Annotated in this window: 22 protein-coding genes; 6 read left to right on the top strand and 16 right to left on the bottom strand. The window is 66.9% G+C overall.

The window, feature by feature from the left end; translation table 11 throughout:
* Positions 1–23: 23 nt before the first annotated feature.
* The 4 genes from GFK26_RS11865 to rtcR form a co-directional block, all read right to left on the bottom strand.
* Positions 24–974 (bottom strand): ornithine cyclodeaminase family protein, encoded by a 951-nt coding sequence (locus tag GFK26_RS11865; RefSeq protein ID WP_153282140.1) that lies wholly within the window; start codon positions 972–974, stop codon positions 24–26.
* Positions 975–1,053: 79 nt separating this feature from the next.
* Positions 1,054–1,626: an exonuclease gene (locus tag GFK26_RS11870; protein WP_153282141.1), complete on the bottom strand. Its 573-nt coding sequence runs from the start codon at positions 1,624–1,626 to the stop codon at positions 1,054–1,056.
* Positions 1,623–2,162 (bottom strand): 2'-5' RNA ligase family protein, encoded by a 540-nt coding sequence (locus GFK26_RS11875; RefSeq protein ID WP_153282142.1) that lies wholly within the window; start codon positions 2,160–2,162, stop codon positions 1,623–1,625. Before GFK26_RS11875 ends, GFK26_RS11870 begins: the two co-directional genes overlap by 4 nt.
* Positions 2,163–2,185: 23 nt before the next feature.
* Positions 2,186–3,805: an RNA repair transcriptional activator RtcR gene (rtcR, locus tag GFK26_RS11880; protein ID WP_153282143.1), complete on the bottom strand. Its 1,620-nt coding sequence runs from the start codon at positions 3,803–3,805 to the stop codon at positions 2,186–2,188.
* A 693-nt stretch (positions 3,806–4,498) separates the two neighbouring features.
* On the opposite strand from rtcR, the gene GFK26_RS11885 reads away from it, so the two are divergent.
* From GFK26_RS11885 to rtcA, 4 genes are read left to right on the top strand one after another with little or no spacing between them, the layout of a single operon-like run.
* Positions 4,499–5,650, top strand: coding sequence for a slipin family protein (locus GFK26_RS11885; RefSeq protein WP_153282144.1), 1,152 nt, complete (start codon positions 4,499–4,501; stop codon positions 5,648–5,650).
* 48 nt (positions 5,651–5,698) lie between these two features.
* Entirely contained in the window at positions 5,699–6,928 is a 1,230-nt protein-coding gene (locus tag GFK26_RS11890; protein ID WP_153282145.1) for an RtcB family protein, read from the top strand.
* A gap of 49 nt (positions 6,929–6,977) precedes the next feature.
* Positions 6,978–7,331, top strand: coding sequence for a zinc-ribbon domain-containing protein (locus GFK26_RS11895; RefSeq protein WP_153282146.1), 354 nt, complete (start codon positions 6,978–6,980; stop codon positions 7,329–7,331).
* Positions 7,332–7,354: 23 nt separating this feature from the next.
* A complete protein-coding gene (rtcA, locus tag GFK26_RS11900) occupies positions 7,355–8,461 on the top strand; it encodes an RNA 3'-terminal phosphate cyclase (protein WP_153282147.1) in 1,107 nt (368 codons plus the stop codon).
* 4 nt (positions 8,462–8,465) lie between these two features.
* Here rtcA and GFK26_RS11905 read toward each other — a convergent pair whose 3' ends face one another.
* Both GFK26_RS11905 and GFK26_RS11910 read right to left on the bottom strand, forming a co-directional pair.
* Positions 8,466–8,825, bottom strand: a complete 360-nt coding sequence (locus tag GFK26_RS11905) for an alpha/beta hydrolase (protein WP_099792768.1) — start codon at positions 8,823–8,825, stop codon at positions 8,466–8,468.
* A gap of 120 nt (positions 8,826–8,945) precedes the next feature.
* A complete protein-coding gene (locus GFK26_RS11910) occupies positions 8,946–10,604 on the bottom strand; it encodes an adenylate/guanylate cyclase domain-containing protein (protein ID WP_153282148.1) in 1,659 nt (552 codons plus the stop codon).
* Positions 10,605–10,659: 55 nt separating this feature from the next.
* On the opposite strand from GFK26_RS11910, the gene GFK26_RS11915 reads away from it, so the two are divergent.
* Positions 10,660–11,370, top strand: coding sequence for a Crp/Fnr family transcriptional regulator (locus GFK26_RS11915; RefSeq protein ID WP_153282149.1), 711 nt, complete (start codon positions 10,660–10,662; stop codon positions 11,368–11,370).
* A 1-nt stretch (position 11,371) separates the two neighbouring features.
* Here GFK26_RS11915 and GFK26_RS11920 read toward each other — a convergent pair whose 3' ends face one another.
* From GFK26_RS11920 to GFK26_RS11940, 5 genes are all read right to left on the bottom strand, one after another.
* Positions 11,372–11,839 (bottom strand): DoxX family protein, encoded by a 468-nt coding sequence (locus GFK26_RS11920; protein ID WP_153282150.1) that lies wholly within the window; start codon positions 11,837–11,839, stop codon positions 11,372–11,374.
* Positions 11,840–11,973: 134 nt separating this feature from the next.
* A complete protein-coding gene (locus GFK26_RS11925) occupies positions 11,974–12,978 on the bottom strand; it encodes a Bug family tripartite tricarboxylate transporter substrate binding protein (RefSeq protein ID WP_153282151.1) in 1,005 nt (334 codons plus the stop codon).
* 46 nt (positions 12,979–13,024) lie between these two features.
* Positions 13,025–14,437: an amidase family protein gene (locus tag GFK26_RS11930; RefSeq protein ID WP_153282152.1), complete on the bottom strand. Its 1,413-nt coding sequence runs from the start codon at positions 14,435–14,437 to the stop codon at positions 13,025–13,027.
* A gap of 121 nt (positions 14,438–14,558) precedes the next feature.
* The gene (locus GFK26_RS11935) at positions 14,559–15,341 is read right to left on the bottom strand and encodes a FadR/GntR family transcriptional regulator (protein WP_153282153.1); all 783 of its coding nucleotides are present in this window, start codon (positions 15,339–15,341) and stop codon (positions 14,559–14,561) included.
* Between the two features lie 126 nt (positions 15,342–15,467).
* Positions 15,468–15,668, bottom strand: coding sequence for a hypothetical protein (locus tag GFK26_RS11940; RefSeq protein WP_153282154.1), 201 nt, complete (start codon positions 15,666–15,668; stop codon positions 15,468–15,470).
* 312 nt (positions 15,669–15,980) lie between these two features.
* Here GFK26_RS11940 and GFK26_RS11945 point away from each other — a divergent pair, with 312 nt between their 5' ends.
* Complete coding sequence (locus GFK26_RS11945; protein WP_153282155.1) at positions 15,981–16,643, top strand: hypothetical protein; 663 nt, start codon at positions 15,981–15,983, stop codon at positions 16,641–16,643.
* On the opposite strand, the gene GFK26_RS11950 is transcribed toward GFK26_RS11945, so the two are convergent.
* Genes GFK26_RS11950 through GFK26_RS34555 form a run of 5 tightly spaced genes read right to left on the bottom strand, consistent with a single transcriptional unit; the run spans position 16,640 to position 23,897 of the window.
* Entirely contained in the window at positions 16,640–17,716 is a 1,077-nt protein-coding gene (locus GFK26_RS11950) for a DUF6708 domain-containing protein (RefSeq protein WP_153282156.1), read from the bottom strand. The two genes, GFK26_RS11945 and GFK26_RS11950, sit on opposite strands and share 4 nt — an antisense overlap.
* 20 nt (positions 17,717–17,736) lie before the next feature.
* Positions 17,737–18,801 (bottom strand): DUF6708 domain-containing protein, encoded by a 1,065-nt coding sequence (locus tag GFK26_RS11955; RefSeq protein WP_153282157.1) that lies wholly within the window; start codon positions 18,799–18,801, stop codon positions 17,737–17,739.
* A complete protein-coding gene (locus GFK26_RS11960; RefSeq protein WP_153282158.1) occupies positions 18,794–21,787 on the bottom strand; it encodes a T6SS effector BTH_I2691 family protein in 2,994 nt (997 codons plus the stop codon). Before GFK26_RS11960 ends, GFK26_RS11955 begins: the two co-directional genes overlap by 8 nt.
* Complete coding sequence (locus GFK26_RS11965; protein WP_153282159.1) at positions 21,784–22,785, bottom strand: hypothetical protein; 1,002 nt, start codon at positions 22,783–22,785, stop codon at positions 21,784–21,786. The genes GFK26_RS11960 and GFK26_RS11965 overlap by 4 nt, the downstream gene beginning before the upstream one ends.
* Positions 22,782–23,897, bottom strand: a complete 1,116-nt coding sequence (locus tag GFK26_RS34555; RefSeq protein WP_322745837.1) for a type VI secretion system Vgr family protein — start codon at positions 23,895–23,897, stop codon at positions 22,782–22,784. Before GFK26_RS34555 ends, GFK26_RS11965 begins: the two co-directional genes overlap by 4 nt.
* Positions 23,898–24,023 lie beyond the last annotated feature (126 nt).

The following is a 24,023-nucleotide window of genomic DNA, read 5'->3' on the forward strand; positions in this document are numbered from 1 at the left end:
GGTTGATGGCGGGCGCGCGGGCCTCAGGGGGCCGTGCGGGCCTGCCACACCAGCGTCGCCGCGCTCAGGTCTTCGAGCGCGCTGCCCACGGCCTTGAACACCGTGCGCTCGGCATCGCCGGTGCGCCCGGGCCGCGCGCCGCGGCACAGGTCGGCGAGCGTGCCTTGCACTGCGTCGGCGCGCAACGTGCCGGCCGCGATCGCGTCGAGCAGGTCGCCGGCCTTCTGCAAGGCTTCGGGCGTGTCGATGAAGGTGCGCGTGCCATCGAAACATTGCACGTCGGCTTCGCGCATCGCGGGCGTGAAGCTGCCGATCAGGTCGAGGTGCGCGCCCGGCGCGAGCCATTCGCCACGCACCAGCGGCGTGGTCGCCAGCGTCGCGCAGCTCACGATGTCGGCCTGGCGCACGGCCGCTTCGAGGTCGGCGTCGACTGCTTGTGCATTCCAGCCTTCGGCACGCCATTGCTCGGCGAGCGCCTCGGCGCCTTCGGGCCGGTGGTTCCACACCCACACCTCGTCGATGGGGCGCACGCTCGCGTGCGCGGCGGGCAGCATGCGCGCGATGCGGCCGGTGCCCAGCACCAGCAGCTTGCGCGCATCGGCGCGGGCCAGGAACGAAGCGCCGAGCGCCGACGCGGCGGCCGTGCGCCGCGCGGTAATCTCGTTGCCATCCATCATCGCCAGCGGCACGCCGGTGCGCGCGTCGTACAGCACGTAGGTCGCGTGCAGCCCGGGCAGGCCGCGCGCGCCGTTGCCCGGAAAGATGTTGATCGTCTTGATGCCCAGAAAGCCCGCATCGCTCCACGCCGGCATGATCAGCACCGTGCCGCGCGTGGCCGCGTCGCCGCCGGTCTCGATGCTGTGCACATGGCGCGGCGGCACCTGCGCCTCGGCCGCGAACGCGGCGCGCAGCGCGGGCACGAGCCGCTCGAAGCGGAGGGGTGCGCCGGTGGCGGCTTCGTCGAAATGTTTCATGGGCGAGAAGGCAGCGCCGGGGCGCTGTCGAAGAAGGTGGTGAGGGCTTGCCGGTAGCGCGTGGATGTTGCGGTGCCAGTCATGCCTGCGGTCCGCCGGCCCGCCGGCTTTCGGCAAGCATGTTGCAGAAGAGCGCGCCTTGCTCGATGGCGTCGTCCAGCGCCACGTGCGTGTGCGGCAACCCGGCGTCGAACCAGCGGCGCGGCATCGCGCGCTTGGTGCTGTCGCGGTAGCCGGTCTTCAGCAGCGCCATCGCGAAGCTCTTCATGTCGAGCGCCGAATGGCTGAACGGGCTCTCGCCCGCAAAGCGCATCAGGTACCAGTAGACGAACAGGAAGTCGAAGCCCGCCGGGTACGCCACGAACACCGGTCGCGCCTTCAGGCCCTTGAGCCACGCGACGTAGTTCTTCATGGCATGCGTCGGGTCCTGCAGGTCGGTGCGGCACGCGGCCCAGGCCTCGGGCTGGGTCTGCCACCAGGCAGTAGTCTTCGGGTCGGCCTCGGCGCCGGGCAGCGTGTGCAGGTTGGCGCTGAAGGTGGACACCAGTTGCTTGTCGGCCGTGTAGGCGGCCGAGCCGAAGCTGAGCATCGAGTGCGGGCCGGGGATGGGGCCGTCGGTTTCGACGTCGGTGCTGATGTAGATCTCGGTCATGGGCGAAGGATCGTCGCGGGGTCCGCGAGCGGGAAGACGTGCATGTCCACCCACTGCCCCGACGCGTTCTCGATGAGCGCGATCTCTGTGCAGCGCGCCTGCACTGGCCCCGACGCAAGCAGCCGCGCCTGCAGCTCAACGGCCGTCTCCTGCGCATGCAGCGCGTTGCCATGCGCCACCGACAGATGCGGAACGATGTCGTCATGCAGGCCGTCGTACGGGGGGAACTCGGGAAACTCCTTCACCAGCGCACGCGTCATCTCGATGAACGGCGCGGCGGGCTCCGGTGCCAGGTAGGCGGTCTCGGGAAAGCGTCCGACCTTGCCGAGCACAAAGGTGAACGACGCCGTGCGTTGCAGCACGCGCCGCGCGCGGGCGAGCACCTCGTCGGTGATCAGCGCGGGGTCCATGAAGGGCACGAGCAGCGTGATGTGGGCGGGCACGCCGAGCGCCACGGTGGGGTCGAAACGGCGGCGAAGGTCAGCGGCGATGGGTTCGGCCGCGGGGACCTTCACAACGAATGCGGAGATGGGCATCGGGCGGAGGATAGCCCACGCCCTCAGGGGCGCGCATCGGCTGAAACGCGCGCCCAGTCCAGCCCCATCTTGGCCAGGTACTTGCGCAGCCGGTCCGCATCGTTCACCACGCTGCGCTGCGTCCGCGAGGCCTGGAACAACTGCCGCCCCGCCTCCGACAGCGTGCGTGACTGCCGGCACACGCGCACCACCGCTTCGAGCTGCAGGCGGTCGAACAGGTCGAGCGCGGCGAACTTCTCTTCACCGAGCAAGGCTTCCAGATCGACCTCATCGTCCGCCGTCACCGATGCGCCCGTGCCTTCGTGCTTCCACAGCCAGCGCAGCCGCGCGATCTCCGCCTCGACCAGCGCGACGGCGATGCGTCCGCCATCGGCCAGTGTCGCGAGCCGCGTCACGCTCGCCGACAGGTCGCGGAAGTTGCCGCGCCAGAGCGCCTCGCTGCTTTGCGCAAAGCGCAGGTAGGCCGTGCGCGCCTCGGCGTTGAAGCGCACCACTCGGTGGTTCTCGGCCGCATGCAGGGCCAGCAGGTGGTCGAGGTTGGGCTCGATGTCTTCGGGCCGCTGCGCGAGGCCGGGCAGGTCGTAGGTCCAGAGGTTGATGCGCGCAAACAGGTCTTCGCGAAAGCGCCCCTGCGCCACGTCGCGGCGCAGGTCGCGGTGGGTGCCGGCGATGAGCTGGAAGTCGCTCTCCACTTCCTTGTCGGCGCCCACGGGGAAGAAGCGCTTCTCCTCGATGGCCTTGAGCAGCATCGCCTGCTCGTCGAGGCCCAACTCGCCGATCTCGTCGAGAAACAGCGCGCCCTGGTGCGCGGTGCGCAGCAGCCCCGCGCGGTCGCTCGCCGCGCCGGTGAACGAGCCCTTCTTGTGCCCGAACAGCGTGGAGGCCGCGCCGTCGCCGCGCAGCGTGGCGCAGTTCACTTCGACGAACGGCCCCGTCACCTGGTGGCGCGCCTGCTTCAGCTCGAACATGCGGCGCGCCAGAAACGACTTGCCTGCGCCCGTCGGCCCCACGAGCAGGATGGGCGCGCGCGAGCGCACGGCCACGCGCTCGATCTCGTCGATGAGCGCGTTGAAGCGCGCATTGCGCGTGGCGATGCCGCTCTTCAAAAACGCGACCGCATCGCGCTGGTCGGCGTCGAAGCGGCGTGCAATCGGGTCGTAGCGCGACAGGTCGAGGTCGATCAGCGCGACCTTGCCGGCGTCGCCCTCGCGTTGCTTGCGCGGCGGCGAGGTCTGGGCCAGCACGCCCGGCACCACGCGCGATTCCGACAGCAGGAACATGCAGATCTGCGCCACGTGCGTGCCCGTGGTGATGTGCGTCCAGTACTGCTCGCGCTCGGGCTGGAAGGGGTAGGCGCGCGCCCAGTCGTACAGGCGCGTGTAGACCTCGCCGAAGTCCCACGGGTCTTCGAGGTCGAAGGGCACGAGGTTGACCGTGGTCTCGGGCGACACGGCGGCGATGTCGGCCTTCACCACCTCGGCCAGCGCCGTGTGCTTGCGCGTGTGCAGCAGTTCGATGCGCGCCACGACCATGTCGTCGTGCTGCGCGAGCGAGACCGTGGGGCGCCACTTGTTCCAGCGGCCCGCGCCCTGGCCGGCATCGAGCTGGGTGCCGAGGAATCCGATGACGACGATGGGCTTCATGGATAAAAGACTAGCTAAATTTCTAGAAATTATCGGAATGCTAGCAAGGGATGGGCGCCGTGTCACACGGAGCGAAGAAGAAATTTCCCTTGCCGGTCAATGACTTGCGTCGTCGTCGCCCTGTTTTCTGCCGGCGTGCGACCAAGTTGGCACGCTCGCTGCAATAGAGAAAGGGTCCGGATGCAGTTCATCCGCTCCCAGGTGCCGCATCACAGCGGCCCGGTGCCGCAGGCCAGACCTGTTCTTGGGTCCGCGGTATGCCGCTGTTGAACTGCGTTGGTCACTGGACTCGTTCCAGTCTGCTCATGGTGGAGCACCGTGCTAACCACGCGGCGTGGCGGGTTCGATTCCCGCAAACAACCTTCGGCGGTGTTCGCACCGCCGCTTTGATGGGGGCGAAAGCCCCACCGCCCCGGCACACCGGAGCGAGGCGCAGGGCAGGGCTCGGCCGAGCGACACCGTGCCAGTGCAGGCGGCTTGCGCATCGCGCGTTCTGCAAGGAACCACATGCAGCCATCGACGCAGAAGGAGGCGATGGCGCAGCCACCGCACCGACCCGTCGAGCGCTGTACTGCTTACCTCGCAAACCACGGTGCCCGCCGCCTGCCCTTCGTGGGCCCCTATGCCTGATATTGAAACGTAGACGAACAACAAACGACAACCGCAACGAAGAAGAAGAGAGAGGAAGAAAAAATGCTGGGATTCACCCCCTTCACCGTGAAGAAGAACGAGCGCGTGCTGCTGCTGCGCAATGGCGACTTCGATGGCCTCTATGCCGCTGGCAAGTACCGCGTGTTCACGGGTTTCGACACCGTGCAGCTCGAGCGCTTCTCGCTGGCCGAGCCGGCCTTCGAGCACGAGCTGGCCGACTACTTCCTGGCGCGTGAGCCGCAGCTGGTGCAGCGCGAGTTCGTGCAGGTGTCGCTGGGCGAGACCGAGGTCGGCCTGCGCCATGAAGACGGCGTGCTGGTGCAGATCCTGCCGCCCGCCACCCGCAAGCTCTACTGGCGCGGCCTGCGCGAGCAGCGCGTCGACGTGATCGACGTGGCCGCCGATGCACGCCTGCCGGCCGAGCTGCTGGCCAAGCTGCAGAGCGTGGCGCTGCGCCCGCGTGCGGTGCAGGGGCTCGAAGGCGTGCTGCTGGTGCAGGTACCCGAGTTCCACGCCGGCGTGCTCACGCTCGAAGGCCAGATGCAGGCGCTGCTGCCGCCGGGCAACCACGGCTTCTGGCGCTTCAACCGGCAGGTGGCCGTGACGAGCGTGGACCTGCGTTCGCAGATCGCCGAAGTGAGCGGCCAGGAAATACTCACCCGCGACAAGGTGGGGCTGCGGCTCAACCTGTCGGCGGTGTGGCGATTTGCCGATGTGCGGCACGCCCTGGCGCAGATGCCAAAGCCGGCCGAGCATGTGTACCGCGAGCTGCAGTTCGGCCTGCGCGCGGCGGTGGGCGAGCAGACGCTCGACGCCCTGCTGGAGAACAAGTCCGCCATTGACCAGACGGTGCTGGCGCAGGTGCGTGAGCGGCTCGAGGGTTCGGGCCTGGTGCTGGAGAGCGTGGGCGTGAAGGACATCATCCTGCCGGGCGAGATGAAGACCATCCTCGCGCAGGTGGTGGAGGCCGAGAAGTCGGCCCAGGCCAACGTGATCCGCCGCCGCGAAGAAACCGCGGCCACGCGCTCGCTGCTGAACACCGCGAAGGTGATGGAGGGCAACCCCGTCGCCTTGCGCATGAAGGAGCTCGAGACGCTGGAACGCGTGGCCGAACGCATCGACAAGATCTCGGTGATCGGCGGCCTGGACCAGGTGCTCAACGGACTCGTGACGCTGCGGCCGAACGGTTCCTGAGTGCTGAAAGAATGAAACTCGGAGAGAGAGAAAGAGAAGGAAAGAAAAATGGAACAGAAGACGAACTACAAGCTGCATGAAGTCGCCAACGGCGTCCCCGTGAAGATGTGGACCAACGGCGTGCCCGTGGAAGACGAGGCGCAGAAGCAGCTCGAGAACGCCGCGCGCCTGCCCATCGTGTTCAAGCACATCGCGGCCATGCCCGACGTGCACTACGGCATCGGTGCGACCGTGGGTTCGGTGATCCCGACCTTCAAGGCCATCATCCCCGCCGCGGTCGGCGTGGACATCGGCTGCGGAATGATGGCCTGCAAGACCACGCTCAACGCACGCGACCTGCCCGACAACCTGGGCCCGCTGCGTTCGGCGATCGAGAAGGCCGTGCCGCACGGAAGCAACCCCAAGCGCATGGGCCGCGACAAGGGTTCGTGGGAAACGCCGCCCGATGAAACCGACGCCGCCTGGGCGAAGCTGGTGGACGAGTTCGATGCCATCTGCGAGGACTACCCGCGCATCAAGAACACGAACAACCACAAGCACCTGGGAACGCTGGGTACCGGCAACCATTTCATCGAGGTGTGCCTCGATGAAGCGGGCGCCGTGTGGTTCATGCTGCACTCGGGTTCGCGTGGCGTGGGCAATGCCATCGGTACGCACTTCATCGAACTCGCGAAGAAGGACGCGCAGCTGCACCAGCGCAACCTGCCCGATCAGGACCTGGCGTACTTCGAGGAAGGCGCCCAGTACTTCGGTGACTACGTGCGTGCCGTGGGATGGGCCCAGAAGTTCGCACGGGCGAACCGCGAAGTGATGATGCAGCGCGTGGTCGCGGCCGCGCGCAAGGTCATCACCAAGCCTTTCGAGGCGCACGTGGAAGCGGTGAACTGCCACCACAACTACGTGAGCCGAGAGACGCACTTCGGGCAAGACGTGCTCGTGACCCGCAAGGGTGCGGTGAGCGCCAAGCTCGGCGAGCTGGGGATCATCCCCGGCAGCATGGGCGCCAAGAGCTACATCGTGCGCGGCAAGGGAAACCCCGAGAGCTTCATGAGCTGCAGCCACGGCGCGGGCCGGACGATGAGCCGGACGAAGGCGAAGAAACTCTTCACCGTCGCCGACCAGATCGCCGCGACCGAAGGCGTCGAATGCCGCAAGGACGCCGACGTGATCGACGAGATCCCGATGGCCTACAAGGACATCGACGCGGTGATGGATGCGCAGAAGGACCTGGTGGAGGTGGTTTACACGCTCAAGCAGGTTGTTTGCGTGAAGGGTTAGTCAAAGGCCGTTGGCGTGTGCCCCGGCCGATCGTTGGAGAAACAAGGCCATGAAAAGCAACAAACAACGCCGCGCCGAGATCAAGGCGCACCGCCTCGACCGCGCCGCGCGCGCCGTGGCATTGCAGCAGCGCCAGGCCGATGCACGCCTGCTGCGTGCCGAAGGCATGGTCGCTGCTGATACGGCCTTGCTGGCCGCGCACAACAACACCTACGGTCCGCTGCCCACCTTCTACGTCGACAAGGCGTTCACCTGCCGCGACTGCGGCGCGCTGGAGGTGTGGACGGCCAAGCAGCAGAAGTGGTGGTACGAGGTGGCGCTCGGCAGCATCCACAGCACGGCGGTGCGCTGTCGTGCATGCCGGCTCGGAACGCCGCGAACAAGAACAACGACCAACGACTGAACAAGAAAGAAAGACGTGTCCCGATGACGGAAGCACAAGAAGAACAACGAGCGCTCGATGCCGTCGAACTCGACGGCTCCCAAGGCGAAGGCGGTGGCCAGATCCTGCGCACCGGCCTCGCGCTGTCGATGGTCACGGGCCGGCCGCTCACCATCGCGAAGATCCGCGCGGGCCGCGCGAAGCCGGGCCTGATGCGCCAGCACCTGGCGTGCGTGCATGCGGCCGCGGAGATCAGCGGCGCGCAGGTCGACGGTGCCGAGCTGGGTTCGCAGTCGCTGCGCTTCGTGCCGGGACCGGTGCGCGCGGGCGACTACCGCTTCGCGATCGCCGGCGCGGGCAGTTGCATGCTGGTGCTGCAGACCGTGCTGCCGCCGCTGCTGCTGCAACCCGCGGGCCAGGTCAGCCGGCTGCGGCTGAGCGGTGGCACGCACAACCCGATGGCGCCGCCGTTCCATTTTCTGGAGCGTGCGTTCGCGCCGCTGGTGCGTCGCCTCGGCGGCGACCTGCAACTGGTGCTGCGCCGTTGCGGCTTCTATCCGGCCGGTGGCGGCGAGGTCGACGCGACGATCGTGCCGGCGGTGGAGGGTGCGCGGCTGCAAGCGTTTGATCTGCTCTCGCGCGGCGAACTGCTGGCGGGCCATGCCGAGTGCCTGGCGCCCGGCCTGCCGCGCCATGTGGCGGCGCGCGAACTCGAAACGGTGGGTGCGGCGATGGGCTGGTCGGCGGAAGCTGAGCAACTGCGCACGGTGCCGACGCGCCAGAACGAGGGCCCGGGCAATGCGCTGCTGGTGACGCTGGCCTACGCGCACCTCACCGAGGTGTTCACGGCCTTCGGCGAGAAGACGCTGAGCGCGGAGCAGGTGGCGCACGGTCTCGTGAAAGAGGTGCGCGCGTTCCAGAAGCACGAGGACGCGGCCGTGGGGCCGCACCTGGCCGATCAGCTCGCGCTGCTGCTGGCGCTCGCGGTGTTCCGGCAACCGGGGCAGTCGGGCGCGTTCACCTGCAGCGAAGTGACGCCGCACACGCGCACGAACTGCGAGGTGATCGAGCGCTTTCTGCCGGTGCGCTTCACGATCACCGAAGAAGCTGCGGGCCCGCGCGCGGCGCGGGTGCAGGTGGTGGCGTCGTGAAGGCTTACAGGCCGGCCTGGCGCGTGAAGCTCACGGCCGGCTTCTTGTAGGCGGAGGGCACTTCGTCGCGGTAGAAGGCGCGGCGGTCCAGGCTCTGCAGCGGGTTGTGGGCGGCGGCCACGGCCTGGTCGCGCACGGCCTGGCGGTCGAGCGTGGAGGTCACGGCGACGGTGCCTTCGGCAGCGGCGTCCGAGTATTCATTGCCATTGCGCGCAGCGGCAACGGCTTCGGTGCGCACGTCGGCACGGCTGGCGGCCGAGGTGAGGGCGTGCACGCCTTCGTAGGTTTCGGCGTGGGCCGCACCGGCGGTGCCCAGCAGGGCGAAAGCGGCGGCGGAAATGGCGAGGAGTTGCTTGCTGTTCATGATGCGTTTTCCCTTGAGTCTGTGGGCGGCGGACAGTCGTCGTTGCCACAGGCTGCAGTGTGAAACCGCATCACGGAAGGCGCTGTGCGTTTGCGCACCGAATCCGACAGGTGACGGCGCTCAGGGCGTTTGTGCAGCGCGCGAATACATCACGGCCAGCGGCTCGGAGCGCCCGCGCACCTCCAGCGTGTCGACCGGCCCCAACGTCTCTTCGGCACCGGCCTGCTGCGCCGCGAACTGCGAGACCACGAGCCGCGCCGAGGCGGTCTTGGAATGGTCCTGCAGGCGGCTCGCGGTGTTGACCACTTCGCCGATGGCGGTGAAGGTGGTGGTCTCGAGGTAGCCGACCTCGCCGACGGCCGCGCGCCCGGCGTGCAGGCCCATGCCGAAGTCCAGGTGCTGGCCGAACTGGGACTGGAAGTCAACGTTCCACGCCTCCATGCGCTCGCCGATGAGTTGGGTGGCGCGCAGTGCCTGCCGGCAGGCGGTGGGCAGGTCGCTCTCGAGGCCGAAGATGGCCATCACGCTGTCGCCGATGAACTGGTTGGGCACGCCGCCGCTCTCGCGCACGGCGGCGCCCACGATGGCGAAGTAGCGGTCGAGCACGTAGGCCAGGTCGAAGGGCCACTGCCGCTCCGACAGGCCCGACCAGCGCCGCAGGTCGACGAACAAAATCGCCACGTCGCGCTCGTGCCCGAAGCGGCCGACCGGCGCGGGTCGGCCTTCGCGTGGCAGTGGCGCGAACAGCGGCGTCACCTCGATGCTGCCGCGCGGGCGCAGCTGGCAGGCCAGCCGCACGTCGTCCGGGGCGCGCACGCGTTCGAGCGTGCGCTGCTCGTCGCGGCCCGGCGTGCCGATGTGTTCGGGGGCGCCGTTCACGCGCACGCGGCAGGTGGAGCAGCGCGCGCGTCCGCCGCAGATCGACACGTGCGCGATGCCGTGGGAGCGGCTGGCTTCGAGCACGCTCCAGCCGGGCGGCACGCGCACGGTGCGGTCGGGGTAGCGCAGCGCGACGGTGGTGCCGTTTGCACGTCGGGCGAGCCGGCTGCGCGCCGCGTAGGCCGCGAGCAGGGCCAGCAGCGCCAATGCGTAGTAGAGCTTGAGGTCGGTCTCGGCGGCGTTGAGTGCGCGGCCCTGTTCGGGCGTCGGCAAGGTGACGGGCGGCACGCCGGTCCACTGGAACTCGCGCCCCATCGAGACGAAGCCCATCGCGGCGGTCACCGGCAGCAGCACGGCGATGGCGAGCAGCGGCGCGAACAGGCGCCGGTAGAGCGGGCGCACACGCAGCGCGAAGTGCAGGCCGAGGCAGCCGTGGGCCCAGGCGGCGAGCATCATGCCCAGCTGCGCACCCGCGCCGGCCAGGTCCCACAGGCCCCACACCACGCGCACGTACGAGCCCTCGATGCCGTAGGCCAGCCAGGCGCCGCGCATGGCGGTGAGGTGGGTGGCCAGCAGCAGCGGCAGCGCAAAGCCGAGCAGCACGCGCAGGCCTTCGAGCGGCGGCATGCGCAGGGTGCGGCGCTCCCACAGCGCGGCCACGGCCAGCGCGAGGTGGGTGAGGGCGGCGCCGTACAGCAGCAGCGTGCCGGGCAGGCTGTGCCAGAACTTCTGCACGCCGCGCAGCACGGTTTCGGCCGCGGCGAAGGAGACGATGCCCAGCGAATGGTTCAGCAGGTGCGCCGTGATGTAGGCCATCAGCACCAGCCCGCTCGCCCAGCGGAGGTTGCGCCGAGTCGGCGTCCTCAGTGAAAAAGCGGGAGGTGGGGAACGTCTGTCCATGAACGGGTTCGAAGCGGCACCCGAGCATAATGCGCGCGCCTCAACGACCACCGGCATGGCCCTCCCGAACCCACCCCGCTCCAGCCTCGCGCTGCGCCGCATCGCGCTGCTCGAAGGCCTGTCCGACGACCGCTTCGACCAGCTGGCGCGCCAGTGCCTGTGGCACAGCGTGGCGGCCGGCAAGCCGCTGATGCTGCGCGCCGACCTGCAGGGCGAGGTGTTCCTGCTGGTGTCAGGCCGTGTGCGGGTGACGACCTATGCGGCGAACGGTCGGCAGGTGACTTTTCGCGATTCGGACGCCGGCGCGCATTTCGGTGACATCGCCGCTTTGGACGGCGGACCGCGCTCGGCCGACGTGGTCACGCTCGAACCCTGCGTGGTCGCCAGCCTGGACCGCGCGGCCTTCCTCGCGCTGCTGCGCGAGGAGCCGCTGGTGGCCGAGCGCGTGATGCAGCGGCTGGCCGCGCTGGTGCGACAGCTGTCGGAGCGGGTGATCGACCTGAGCACGCTCGGCGTGCAGAACCGCCTGCATGCCGAGCTGCTGCGCCTGGCGCGCGAGGCGGGCATCGACGGCAACGAGGCCTGGCTGGAGCCCGCGCCCAAGCACGCGGCGCTGGCCAGCCAGATCAGCACCAACCGCGAGCAGGTGACCCGCGAACTCAACACGCTGGTGCGCAGCGGCGTGCTGCGCAAGGACGGCAAGGCGCTGGTGGTGGCCGATGCCGAGCGCCTCGCGCAGATGGTGTCGCAGGTGCGCGGCGACTAGATCAGTTCCAGCGGCCGTTGGGTCCGGCGACGCTCAGGCGGCCCGCGCCCATCAACGCCACGCTCAGCGCGCCGAACAGGTACAGCCCCTGCAGTTCCAGCGCCCAGCCGCCCTGCTTGGTCAGCGCGAACAGGTCGGCCATGTGCACGAGGCCGAGGGCCACGAGCATGTTGATGACGACCACGGCGGCGGCGGCGCGCGTCCAGACGCCCGCGATCATCAGCAGCGGCGCGACGATTTCTCCCACGAACACGAGGTAGGCCAGCCCGCCCGGCAGGCCGGCCTTGGCCAGCATGCCGCTGATGAAGCCGACGCCGGCCGAGAGCTTGAAGATGCCGTGCAGCAGCATCAGCACGCCGACCGACACGCGCAGCACCAGCTTGCCGGCGTCGTCGCGGGCAGCCGGCGTGGCAAGGAACGAAGAAGACGCCGAAGCGGCGGAGGCGAGGGGAGCTGCCTGGGTGTTCATGGCGAATCCTTGAGTGAAAAGGAAGAAGGCCGCCACGGACTGCGGCGGTTGCCATGCCAGTGTGGCGACCCGGCCGCCGCGCGTCGGTGCGTTTACGCACACTTTTCGGCGGTTGGGTCGCGCCTCGCCTGGTTTCAGTCGCCCTTGTAGCCCGAAGCCTTGATCACCGGCAGCCAGCGCGCGGCCAGCGCGTCGGTGTAGCGCACGACGTCTTCGCTCGACGCGCCGGGCAGCAGGTCGTAGCCCACGCGGCTGAGCTTTTCGCGCACGTCGGGCATCGCCAGCACCTTGCGCACGGCCCGGTTCCACTGCGCCAGCGTGGCGGGTGCCGTGTTCGCGTGGGCGTAGAGCACGTAGCGCGACGAGGCCACCAGCGTCGGGTAGCCCGACTCGGCGAAGGTCGGCACGTCGGGCAGGCCGTCGGCGCGCTTGTCGCCGGCCACGGCCAGCACGCGCAGCTTGCCCGCGCGGTGGTACTCGGTGAGGGTGGTGGTGGCGTCCATGCCCGAGGCCACCTGGCCGCCGATCAGCTCGGTGACCATGGCCGCGCCGCCGCGGTAGGGCACCAGCGTGGCACCGCTGCGCGACAGGGCCACGAAGTCCATCGCCAGGAAGTGCAGCAGCGAGCCCACGGTGGTGATGCCGATCGAGCCCTGGTCGGGGTTGGCCTTGGCGGCCTGGACGAACTGGGCCAGCGTCTTCACCGGCGAGGTGGCGCTCACGGCCAGGCCGAACTGGATGCCGCTCACGTCGCTCACGGGCTTGAAGTCGGTGGCCGGGTTGAAGCGCATGTTGGCGTAGATGGCGGGGCCGATGAACATCGGGTCGACCGGTGCCAGCAGCATGGTGGTGCCGTCGGCGGGTGCGTTCTTCAGCACCTCGGCCGCCAGGCGCGTGCCGGCGCCGGGGCGGTTGTCGACCATGACCGGGCGGCCGAGTTCGTCCTTGAGCTTTTCAGACAGCAGCCGGCCCATGAAGTCGGCCGGGCCGCCGGCCGGGAAGGGCACGATCAGGCGATTAACCGCCGGCTGCGCGTTCGCGCTGTACGGCAGCAGGCCGCCCAAGCTGGTGGCCGCTGCCGCGCGGATGAGGCCACGCCGTGAGAGTGCGGGGCCGGTGGGGAAAGAGAAGGGGTTCATCGAAAGTCTCCGGGTGGTTGGAATCGTTGGAACAGGAAAAGAAAGCTCAGGCCTGCGCGACCAGCGGCGTGAAGCGGGCGGCGTCTTCGAGCACCTGGCCGGCCTCCAGCAGCAGGTCTTCGCGGAAGCGCCAGGCGAGCAGCTGCACGCCCATGGGCGCGCCGCCGGCCATGCCGGTGGGCACGGCGAGGCCGGGCATGCCCAGCGCGGCAGTCGCGAGCAGCGGGCTCTGGGCGTCGATGAGGGCGCGGGCGCGTTCGAGGCTCGCGATGTCTTCGTCCTGTGGGCAGGGGCGCTGCCACGACACGGGCATCAGCACCAGCGGATGGGTCTGCATGAACACCGACCAGCTGCGCAGCAGCGCCTGGCGCCGCGCGAGTGCGTCGAGAAAACCATCGCGGTCGGTCTCGGCCATGCCTTCGAGCATGTAGCGCTGGCTGCGCTGCATGACGTCGTCGCCGTGCTGCTCGACGCCGGCAATGATGTTGCGGCGGCTGTCGTCCACGGTCAGCGTGCGCCACAGGGCCGCGGCTTCGTGGAAGAAGGGAAGCTCGGCTTCGTCGACCTCGTAGCCCGCCTGCTGCAGCCAGCGCGCGGCGTCGTCCAGTGCCTGCGTGACGGCCGGGTCGACCGGAATGCCCGGCGTGCGCTTGAACAGCGCCACGCGCAGCGGACCGGCGGGGCGCGGCAGGTCGTGCGGCATCGGCACCCAGTTCGGGTCGCGCGCATCGGGGCGTGCCATGGCTTCGTAGCCCAGGCGCAGGTCGGCGATGCTGCGCGCCAGCGGCCCTTGCACCGACATGAGCTGCGGCGTGATGCCGCGCTCGCTCGTCGCGCTCGGGTTGAAGGCCGGCACGCGGCCGGCCGTGGGGCGCAGGCCGGCCACGCCGCAGGCGTACGCGGGGTAGCGGATCGAGCCGCCGATGTCGTTGCCGTGCGCCAGCGCGCCCATGCCGCTGGCCACCGCCGCCGCCGCGCCGCCGCTGGAGCCGCCGGGCGTGACGGCCGCGTCCCACGGGTTCAGCGTGCGGCCGTGCACGCCGTTGTCGGTGAACCAGCGCGACGAGTAGGTCGCGGTGTTGCTGCGACCCACGATGACGGCGCCCGCGCTGCGCCAGTGCGCGACCACCGGCGCGTCTTCGCGGGCGATGTGGTCCTTCAGCGGGATCACACCGTTGGTGGTGGCGTGGCCGGCCTGGTCCACGTTGACCTTGATGCTCACCGGCACGCCGTGCAGCGGGCCCAGCGTGTCGCCGCGCAGCGTGCGCGCGTCGGCGGCATCGGCGCTGGCCAGGGCCTCGTCGGCCAGCACCTCGGCCAGGGCATTGAGGCGCGGGTTGAGTGCGGCGATGCGCGCGAGCACGCTGGTCGTCACTTCGCGGCAGGACACCTCGCGGCGGCGCACGGCGTCGGCGATGTGGGCGGCACTGCGCTGCCAGAGGGCGGGAGATGAAGTCATGGGTGGTCTCAAGGAAAGTTCAGGCAAAGGAAACCCCGCACCCCGGCGCGACCGGGGTGAAGGCGAAAGAGAGCAGGGAAGAGGGTGGCGGCGACGCGGATCAGCGCGCGCCGCGCAGGCGTCAGCCGGTCGGTTTCTTCATGAGCAGGCTGCCGCGGTCGACGCGGGATTCGGCCTCCAGGGCCAGGGCTTCGGCGTGTTCCATGTGCACGCGCATGACTTCGCGCGCACGCACGGGGTCGCGGGCGCGCAGCGCGTCGAGCAGGTCGGTGTGGCTGTGCACGATTTCCTCGTCGAACTGGTCGAACTCCGTGAGCGCATTGCGCACGATGATCACGCGGCGGATCACATCGTTGAGCAGGCGGCAGACCAGCGCGAGAAAGGGGCTGCTGCAGGCTTCGGTGAGGCGGTCGTGAAAGAGCAGGTCGGCCTCGCGGCGCTCGTTCCAGTCCTCGCTGCCGCCGTGCGCCGGGTGGCTGTGGCCAATCAGCGCTTCCAGCGCGGCCAGGTCGGCCTCGCTCAGGCGCGTGGCCACGTTGGCGGCCAGCTCAGGCTCGACCACGCGCCGCAGCGCGTACAGCATCGTGATGTCGACCGGCTGGAAGTACAGGAAGTTCGACACCGCCTGCAGGCACTGGTCGTACGAGGCCTGCGTGAGCGTGGCGCCGCCGTTGGGGCCGGTGCTGATCGCGACCAGCCCCTGCACCTGCAGCGCGGCCAACGCCTCGCGCACCGTGCCGCGCGACACTCCGAGCTGCTCGATCAGCTCTTTCTCCTGCGGCAGCTTGTTGCCGACCTGCTGCTGGGTCTGGACGACCCAGCGCTTGATGTTGTCGACCACCTGGTCGGAGCGCTTCACGCGCTTGTCGCGCGTGAGCGAAGGCTTGGGTTGGGAAGGGGGCATCTGCGTTTCGGGTATTTATGATCATAAATGTCATAAATATGGAAAACGCTGTCAAGCGGGTTGTCCCGCGAGGCGTTTGAGGGCGGAGCCTCTCTTGATGAAAGGCTTGCGGAACTGCGCCCAGATTCAGCGCGGTGCCGCATCGCCCTCAGGACGCAGCCTGTGGGTCGGGTCGGCCTGCAGGTCTTCCTCAGTGATTGGCGCACCCAGGGCATTCAGGACCTGTTGCGGCCAGTGCACTGTGCGGGCTGTCCACACGACCAACCGGTTGACGAAGAAGAACGGGATGAACAGCGGGATGCACAGGTATAGCCAGAACTTCGGCATCCGCCACAGGCTGGGCAGGTTTCGCGATGCGCGGTCAGGCGGAGCGATTCGCAGAGCCGCCTCCAGCTGGATACTCTTCCGACATACAGCAAGAGCAAAGGTGTCTCCTTGAATGCGCCCTCAGATGCGGCTTTGCCGGCAGTGCTGCACAAAGTCAGCGACAACATCGTTCTCATAGGGCCTCCGCGAAACAGGTTGCAGACAGGCGCAGCATTCGCATCGATCTGCTCGCTTGTCTTGCTCTGCGTGTCATGCGCTCCCGTCGTCCTGTCCTCGAACGATATGGGGGATCAAGGGGCGTCAGACCTTCCCTTGTTTGGCATCGCCTTCTTTCTGCTGACGGTTGTTCTCACGCAGATTTTTCATCGTCGAAGCTTTCTGTTTCAGGGGACACCGACCTATGCGATTTTCGATCGCGAGGCGCAACTCGGCTATTGGGCAAAGGACGGTGAGTTGCAGCCGGTTGCATGGCAGAAGGTTCGTTTCAATCACGTCGAAACCATGCGCCGACTGAGCGCCGGGCAGTGGTTGCATCAACATTTTTTACGAATCAGAAACTCAAGATCGCCCGAGGGACACAGCGTCGAGGCGCCGATCGCTCAGACCTTTGACAGTGGGAGCGGCATCCAGATGGTTCTCAATGCCGGCAATGCTTTGTGTCACTTCATGGACGGCAGCAGTCCTGTTCGCGCAGACATCCTGGACCTTCGCGAGCAACCGCACAGAGGCTTTTTCCGGCTCCTTGTCTCCTGGGTAATTCCGCCAGACCCGTCCTCCAGAGCGTCCCCCTGGAGCGGTTTTTTCGGAGTTATTACCCTTCCATTGGTCATCCCGTTTTTCATCTTCAATGCCTTCTTCATGGGCGCTGTGACGGTCACCAGTTCGTCGGTCCGTTGGCCGGATGAACTGCTGTCCAGGATCGGGGAAGTTCCGGCGGGGTCTCAGCTGGAAGCCGTCATCTCGTCGAAGACTTAGCGAGATGCCGTGAGACACGCATCCGCACTGCGTGTGGCCTGCCCGATGCGCCGATGCACCTCGTCCGGCCAGATCGTCTTGCGCATGGTCATGTGGCTGATCCAGTTGCAGATGGCCCAAACAGTGAAGAACGGCAGTGTGAAAGGGAAGGCAACCAGGATCAGGACGACCGGAAACTTGCCGGCCTCCCACCACCAACCGAACTTCGGCCCGAAGGGGCTGACCACGCCCATGCTTTGCCACAGGTTCTTCGGGCGCTCGAAGTTCTGCAAGGGTTCGCCTTCGGGAACGCCGGGCCCTCTCTCTTCCATGAAGCGGCGGATGTGCTCCCACAGCATGGGCACGGTGTTCGGGCCCATGGCCATGCTGTTGCCGATGTTGAATTCCTCGGCAGTTTTGTCGGCGTCCTTGCCTCTGCCGCGAACGATCATCACGAGCCGGTGAATGCGGCTGACGGTCTTGCCGCTGGTCACCAGCTCGGCTCGGTACTCCGCACGGATGTCGTCCCAGTCATGCGTCGTCATCTGCAAGTGGATGGGCTTGAGTTTTTGCGACCACTTGTCGGCCGAGCCATCCAGCGGCGTGAACAGTCGGTACACCTTGCGGTGCTTGCGGTCAAAGATGGTCGGCTGGTTGTCGGCGGAGAACATGTCCAGGTGCCAGGCGGCGACTATCCAGTGGCGGGCTACAAAGAGAACAAACCCGACGGGCAAGGCCGTGAAAACAAAATCCAGCATCCCAAATTGACCATCAATGATTTGTTCTCCTGCCAACTTCAACAACCCATAGGTACCTGTGATGCACAGGCCGCTCATGAACAAGAACGCCATCAACCCCGCCCCCCTCAATTGCGCTGAGCTGGAAGGCTCCATCAACTGAATCGCATCGGGGTACACCGCGTACACGTTGCCCAGCGCCGAAGGCTTTCCGCTGGCACGCTCCTTTCGGCTGAAGCGTCGTTGCACGCCACTCAGCGGCGCTGCCGCCGCGTCGTCCTTCGCGGCCTGTCCGGCCGCGATGCCGGCCAGGATCGCAGCCTCTACATCGACGGGCTGCGCTTTTTTCTTACGCATCAGCTATCGAGTTGACAGCGCTATGCATCCGCACTGCGCGTCGCCTGCCCGATGCGTCGATGCACCTCATCCGGCCAGATCGTCTTGCGCATGGTCATGTGACTGATCCAGTTGCAGACCGACCAGGCCATGGCGAAGGGAAAGGAAAGCGGGAAGGCCAACAGAATCACACTGGTCAGGAACGGACTGGCCTCCCACCACCAGCCGAACTTCGGCCCGAAGGGGCTGACCACGCCCATGCTTTGCCACAGGTTCTTCGGGCGCTCGAAGTTCTGCAAGGGTTCTCCTTCGGGCACGCCAGGGCCCTTTTCTTCCATGAACCGGCGGATGTGCTCCCACAGCATGGGCACGGTGTTTGGGCCCATGGCCATGCTGTTGCCGATGTTGAATTCTTCGACAGTCTTGTCGGCATCTTTGCCCTTGCCGCGAACGATCATCACGAGTCGGTGAATGCGGCTGACGGTCTTGCCGCTGGTCACCAGCTCGGCGCGGTATTCCGCGCGGATGTCGTCCCAGTCATGGGTCGTCATCTGCAGGTGGATGGGCTTGAACTTTTGCGACCACTTGTCGGCCGAGCCATCCGGAGGCGTGAACAGCCGGTATACCTTGCGGTGCTTGCGGTCGAAGATAGTGGGCTGGTTGTCGGCGGAGAACATGTCCAAGCGCCAAGCAGCGGCCATCCAGTGGCGGACAACGAAGAAAAGAAACCAAAGGAAGAAGCCATCGACCAGCACGTCATAGAGGCCAAATCGCCCACGAGCAATTTCAGTTTGGGCGACCTCAAGTATTTTCGTCAACACCCAAATACCCATCCCACTCATGAACAAGAACGTCATCAACCCCGCCCCCCTTAACTGTGCCGAGCCAGAAGGTTCCATCAGTTGAATCGCATCGGGGTACACGGCATACACGTCGCCCAGCGCCGAAGGCTTGCTGCTGGCAGGTTCCTTTCGGTTGAACCGCCGTTGCACACCGCTCAGCGGCGCTACCGCCGCCTCGTCCTTCGCGGCTTGCCGGGCTGCAATGTCGACCAGGATCGCAGCCTCGACATCGACGGGTTGCGATTTTTCTTTCTTCTTACGCACGTGTGGTCTCCGTCAGCCAGTCGTTGATCTGCTTCTGCCTCTGCTTGTGCTTCTCGGCCTCGATCTCGGCTTCGGTCCTCATTTTTTTCTGCATCTCCTTGAGGGCTTCCTCTTCCTTGGCCCAACTGTCGCGCGTGGCCACGCCCGCCTCGGGCTTGCCGAAGTAGCAGCCCTTGAGCCATTGCTGGAGCGGGGTCGGGGTGGCCATAACCACGTAGATTGTGTGACCGACGGCGACACCGGTCAGCAACCAGCCCCAGCCGGGCAAGGAAACGAAGACCAGACGGCCGGCCAATTGCGCGCCGGCGCGCGCCACCATCGCTTCGCCGGCACCCCAGATCAGGCCGCGCTTGACGGCGGCTTCGGCGACGGAGTGAAGGGCCAACAGTCCGAGAGGAAATCCGCCTAGTGCAAAGAATATGCCCCCCTGATTCATCCAGTACGCCAACTCAAGATTCCCCTTCTCCTTTTGCGCCGCCGCCGCCTCGAACGCGATCAAGGCGTTGATCACGTTGCCCGCGGCACCTGCACCGTAGGCCAAGCCGCGCGCGAACGACAGCAGCGGGCTGGCCTTGGCCCCTGCTTCCCCCACGGTCATCATCAACCGCGTCTCCCACACCACGCCCGCAAGCTCGAGCGATCCCCCCAGGAAGCCGGCCGCGGCGTCGGCCAGCCCAAGCTGCGCCTCCAATATCTCGCGCGCGGTGCCCGTTTGCTTGGTCTGGCTGTAGCCGGCCAGCCCATGCACGAGGCCCAGCCCCTGGGCAATCATGCTGCCCACGGCCAAGCGCCCGTCCACCGACAGCACACCCCGGCCTACCGCACCCATCACCAGCGAAGGCGCGCGCTTCGCCTGCGCGCGGTGGGCTTCGTAGAGATCCCGGAACTTGTCCACGGGCATCACCATCACGCTGCCGGCGATGGCTCCCGCGTTCAGAGACTTCTTGAATGCCGGCGCCTGCGCCTGCAGATGCACCTGCTCGGCCTTGATCGCGAGTTCGCGTGTGGCCAGTTCGGGCTTGACGTTGAGCTTGGCCACGGTGTCGGCGTCGCTGAACACGCCGATGGCCACCCGGCCCTTCTTGGCCCACTCGCGGCGGGTTTTCTTGTTGATGGGCTGGCCCCGGCCCTTCATGATCTGCTGCGCGGTGTCGACGTCGAAGTAGGCGATGAAGAACACGGGCGCATTCGGCTTGCGGCCCGCCAGCGATGCAGCCAACGCCTCTTCGCTGGCACGGTGAATGAGCGCCGTGCTCTGCGCGGTCGACAGCCGCGCCAGCACCTTGGCGTCAAGGGGCTTTCCGTTGGCGTTCTGCATGGCCGTCGTCGCGCTTTGCGTGGCCGCTGCCGCGATGGCGCTCACGATCCCGGCCGAGAAGCCCAGCGTGACATTGGTCAACCATGCCACCCGCTTCGGACTGACGACGTCTTTCACTTCATTGAGCAACCCCTTGATGAAGTCGTAGACCTTGTCGCGCTTGCCGTTGCCATCGCCCGAGTCGGCCGCGAGCAGCTCCCACAGGTCGGACTGGTTGGCCATCACGGCGCGCAGCATCACGGCGCTGTCTTGCGTGATGTCGGCATCGAGCTGCGCTTCGAACAGGCCGTCGCACGCATTGGTTTGCGGTGGCGGCGAGTAGGCCAGCCATGCTTCTCGGCAATACACCTCGCCCGAGCAGCAACCCCGGCGCCCGACCTCGAGCACGTCGTTCTTGTCTTTCTCGTCGAAATGCATCGCAAAGTACGCAAGCACGCCATCCGTGAGAGCCGTGCCCCAATCCGCCTCGAAACTCTTGATTTCCTTGAGGTGCAAGTCTTCCATGCGCCGGGCGAATTCAGTCTTCCACTTGAGGCGCTGCCCTTCGTCGTAGTACTTCTCCATCTTGGGCCAGGTGACCTCTGTCTGCTTCCGGGCCCAGGCCTTGGCCCTCTCGGGCTGGTCTGGAAACGTCACCCGTCCCTTGCCGGGGCCATGCTTGAGAAGCTCGTCCCGGTCTTCGAGGGGCTCCCATTCCATGCCCTCGGGCCAGCCCCTGGGGTTGGGCTTCACACGCATGATGTCTTCGTAGGCGCCCCGGCTCATGACAGGCGACACGGCCTCCATGGACCGCTCGTCCAGATCGGCGATGAGGTTGCCCTTGAACAACTCGATGGCCTTGCTGACCTCCATGGGTTGGCGGTTCTCGGGCAGCGCCAGATACGCCTCGCTCACCCCCTGGCGCCGCCGTCTCATCGCATTCAACTCGACCGCCAGCCCCACAGGATCGCGCAACACGACGGCCAGTTCTTTTCCCTTGGTCTTTGGATGACACCCCGCGGCCTTCACCAGGTTGTCTGCCACGCCTTGCACGATCGGCGCCAGGGTGTTGAACTTGAAGTCCTGCTCCAGGCTCTTGTTGATGTGCAGGTTCATCAACGCGCATTCAAGAACCTTTTCCTGGAGCGCCGCCGCCGTCGGCTTGAAGGTGTTCGGCGAGCCACCGGCAAGGCTGACCTTCTGCATCACCCGGGGATTGGCGGCATTGGCCTTTTGCAGCTTGTCGTTCCACAGATTGGCGCTGTAGGCAATCCATACGGCATCGATCTGGTGCGCTTGCGGGATATGCAGCAGGTGCATGCCGGCCGCGTTGTGCTCCTTGCGGCCGCAAGGCTCGGGCTGCGGCATCTGCGCAAAGACCGGATGGCCTTGCGCGACGAGGTCGGCGTTGTCGGTGACCCGGTAGATCAACCAGTTCGTCACGCCGACGGGCGGATGCTCGACGTAGACGTGCACAAAGCCGGCACGCAGCAAGCGCAATGCATAGCGGCTCTGCGTCAAAGCCGTGCCAGGAACAACGCCCTTGATCAAGGCATCATCGGTTTTGACGGCTGCCGCGCCTACTGGCACCAGCGGGCCCTTCTTCGCAACCGGGCTGGGCCGCAGCAAGAGCAGCGACAGGCCGCTTCTGTTGCAGGTGTCGCAGCCAGCAGGGGAGGTTGTGCTCATGAGGGGATGCCCTTCAACATCAAAGCGCGCAAGGTGCCGCTCAGGGTGTGCAAGGTTTCGGCGGGTCCGCTCTCTTCGCCAGGCTGCGCCTGCAGAGCGGCTTGAACGCGGGCATCGCGTTCAAGCCCGGGGTGCAAAAGATCGAGTGCAGCCCACGCACTTCGGTCGCGGGCTTGGACAAAGCGCGCAGGCCACCGCTGCGCCGCCAGCTCGGCACGATCGAGGGATGCGGTGACCCGTGCGTAGATATGGTCGTCTTGCCGCACACGCTCCCACAGAGCGTGATCGTTCGATCGCGCGATTTCGCCGAGCCAACGCGCTGCAGTCACATGCATCCGCTCGCCTTGCATGAAGAGCGCCCATTCCTCGGCCGTCAGACGCAGCGGTTCGATCTCGTCTTGCGAATGCGTCAGCTGCTCGATTCGTCCGCGTGCATCCAGGTAGACCCAGCGCCGGAGGCGGCCAAACTGCGCTGCGACACGCGCATCTCCCACCACATGCCGCAACCAATCAATGACACGGCGATCCGCAAGCCGCATGTAGCGCGCGTCAGTCCAGGCCGACGTGTTCACGCGCAGCATCGACGCCAGCACCTCGGCAAGGTCTTCGGCAAACAGACTCGTTTGCAGCCAACTGATTCGGTGGATGCCGGTGCCGTCGGAGGCAAGTCCATCGGCTTGCGAGGCATCCCGCTCGGCCCAGGCCATGTCCAACGTATCGGCGAGCCACTCGTCGCCTGCACCTTGCAGTGTCACGAGGTAAGGGTGCTGCGAGTGTGCCAATGGCACGCGTGGATCGAGGGGCACGGCCGTGACTTGACGATCCCACGCTGTTTCGCGTGCCACTTGTTGCGCAGCGCGGTCAGCAGAGACATCCGTAGATACCAGGATGGGCTCTCCCTGCATCGGATCGACCAGCACGTAGAGAGACGTCGCGCTGTCGAATACTGCTTGCAATTGCGCCAGTGTTGCGGCGCCAGACAACGGCTGCACCGTCATATCGCACTGACGCCAGCTGCACCGGCACTCGCGAGCTTGAAGGGGCACCCTTGGAACTCACCTTGACCCACGCTGTTGCTACTGGTGTCCCCTTGCGGCCCCACAAAGGTATGCATCCCCCTGAACGTCACCTTCCCCGGCGCATGGATCTTGATGCTCGAGCCTTCCATCTTGATGTACGCCCCCGCGCTGGTCAGCAGCACGTGCTTCGGTGCTTCCACGGCCACGTCCTTCGTCGTGCTGGCGATCGTCACCTTCTTGTCCGCCGCGATCTTTGTGGCGCCCGTCTGGCTCTGCAGGCTCACCTTGCCGCTGGCCGCATGCAGTGCGATGCCGCGCTCCTGGTTCGGCTCGCTGCCTTCTCCGGCCTTTGCACCGACGGTGTACAGGCTCACCCCCTTGGCCACGCTTACCGCGATCTGCCCTTGCGCGGGAAGGTCGATGTCCTGGCTCGCGACGATGGCGGTGTGCTGGCCGCTCACGGCGATCACTTCCTTGGGCGTGACAAAGCCGATGCCCATCGGCGCGCTGAACTGCAGGTGCGGCTCGCTGTACGCAGTGACGCTGCCGTGGCCGCCTTCTGTGGCCTTGATGTCGCTGCCGCTTGATCCGTTGTTCGATCCGGCAGCGCCGCCTTCCTGCTTCGCCTCCAGCACTTCAGCCACGTGCTTCAGCGCAGCGATGGCCGGCAGATCACCAGGAGCACCTTCACCCTTGATCTGCGCCTTCTGCGTCTGCGCACTCTGCGCGAGCGACGTGGCAAGTTCTTCGGCCTGCTTCGTCTGCTGCTGCGCTTCGCGACTCGCCATGAACGCGCCCTTGGCGTTCGGCTGCGCATAGGCGCTCACGAGCAGCCCCGCGCCTGCACGGATGGCGCCTTGCGCGGTGGTGGCCAGCTCGGCGCCGTGACCGCGACCCTTGCCGCGTGCGTTGTCGTCCTGCTGCTTGTGGTGGCCCAGGTGCAGGCGGCTGCTGGCTTGCGTGGTGGCCAGGCTGGTGCTGCCCTGGCCCGGGGTGTCGTCGAAGACGAGCTGGTTGTAGCCCCCCGTCGCCGCTCTGGCTGGCGCTGAGCTCCTGGGTCTTGATGCCGCTGAAGACGGCGTTGTGCGCATGCTCCTTGGCGCCCTTGCCTTCGCCGGCGAACCACGCGGGCGCGTTGCCGGTGGACTGGGCGGCGCCTGCTGACTTCTGGTTGTGCTGGGCGTCGACCTGGCCGGCGCCGTTGTACAGCGCGGCGA

Origin of the sequence: Variovorax paradoxus, assembly GCF_009498455.1 — a bacterium.
Lineage (GTDB): Bacteria > Pseudomonadota > Gammaproteobacteria > Burkholderiales > Burkholderiaceae_C > Variovorax > Variovorax paradoxus_H.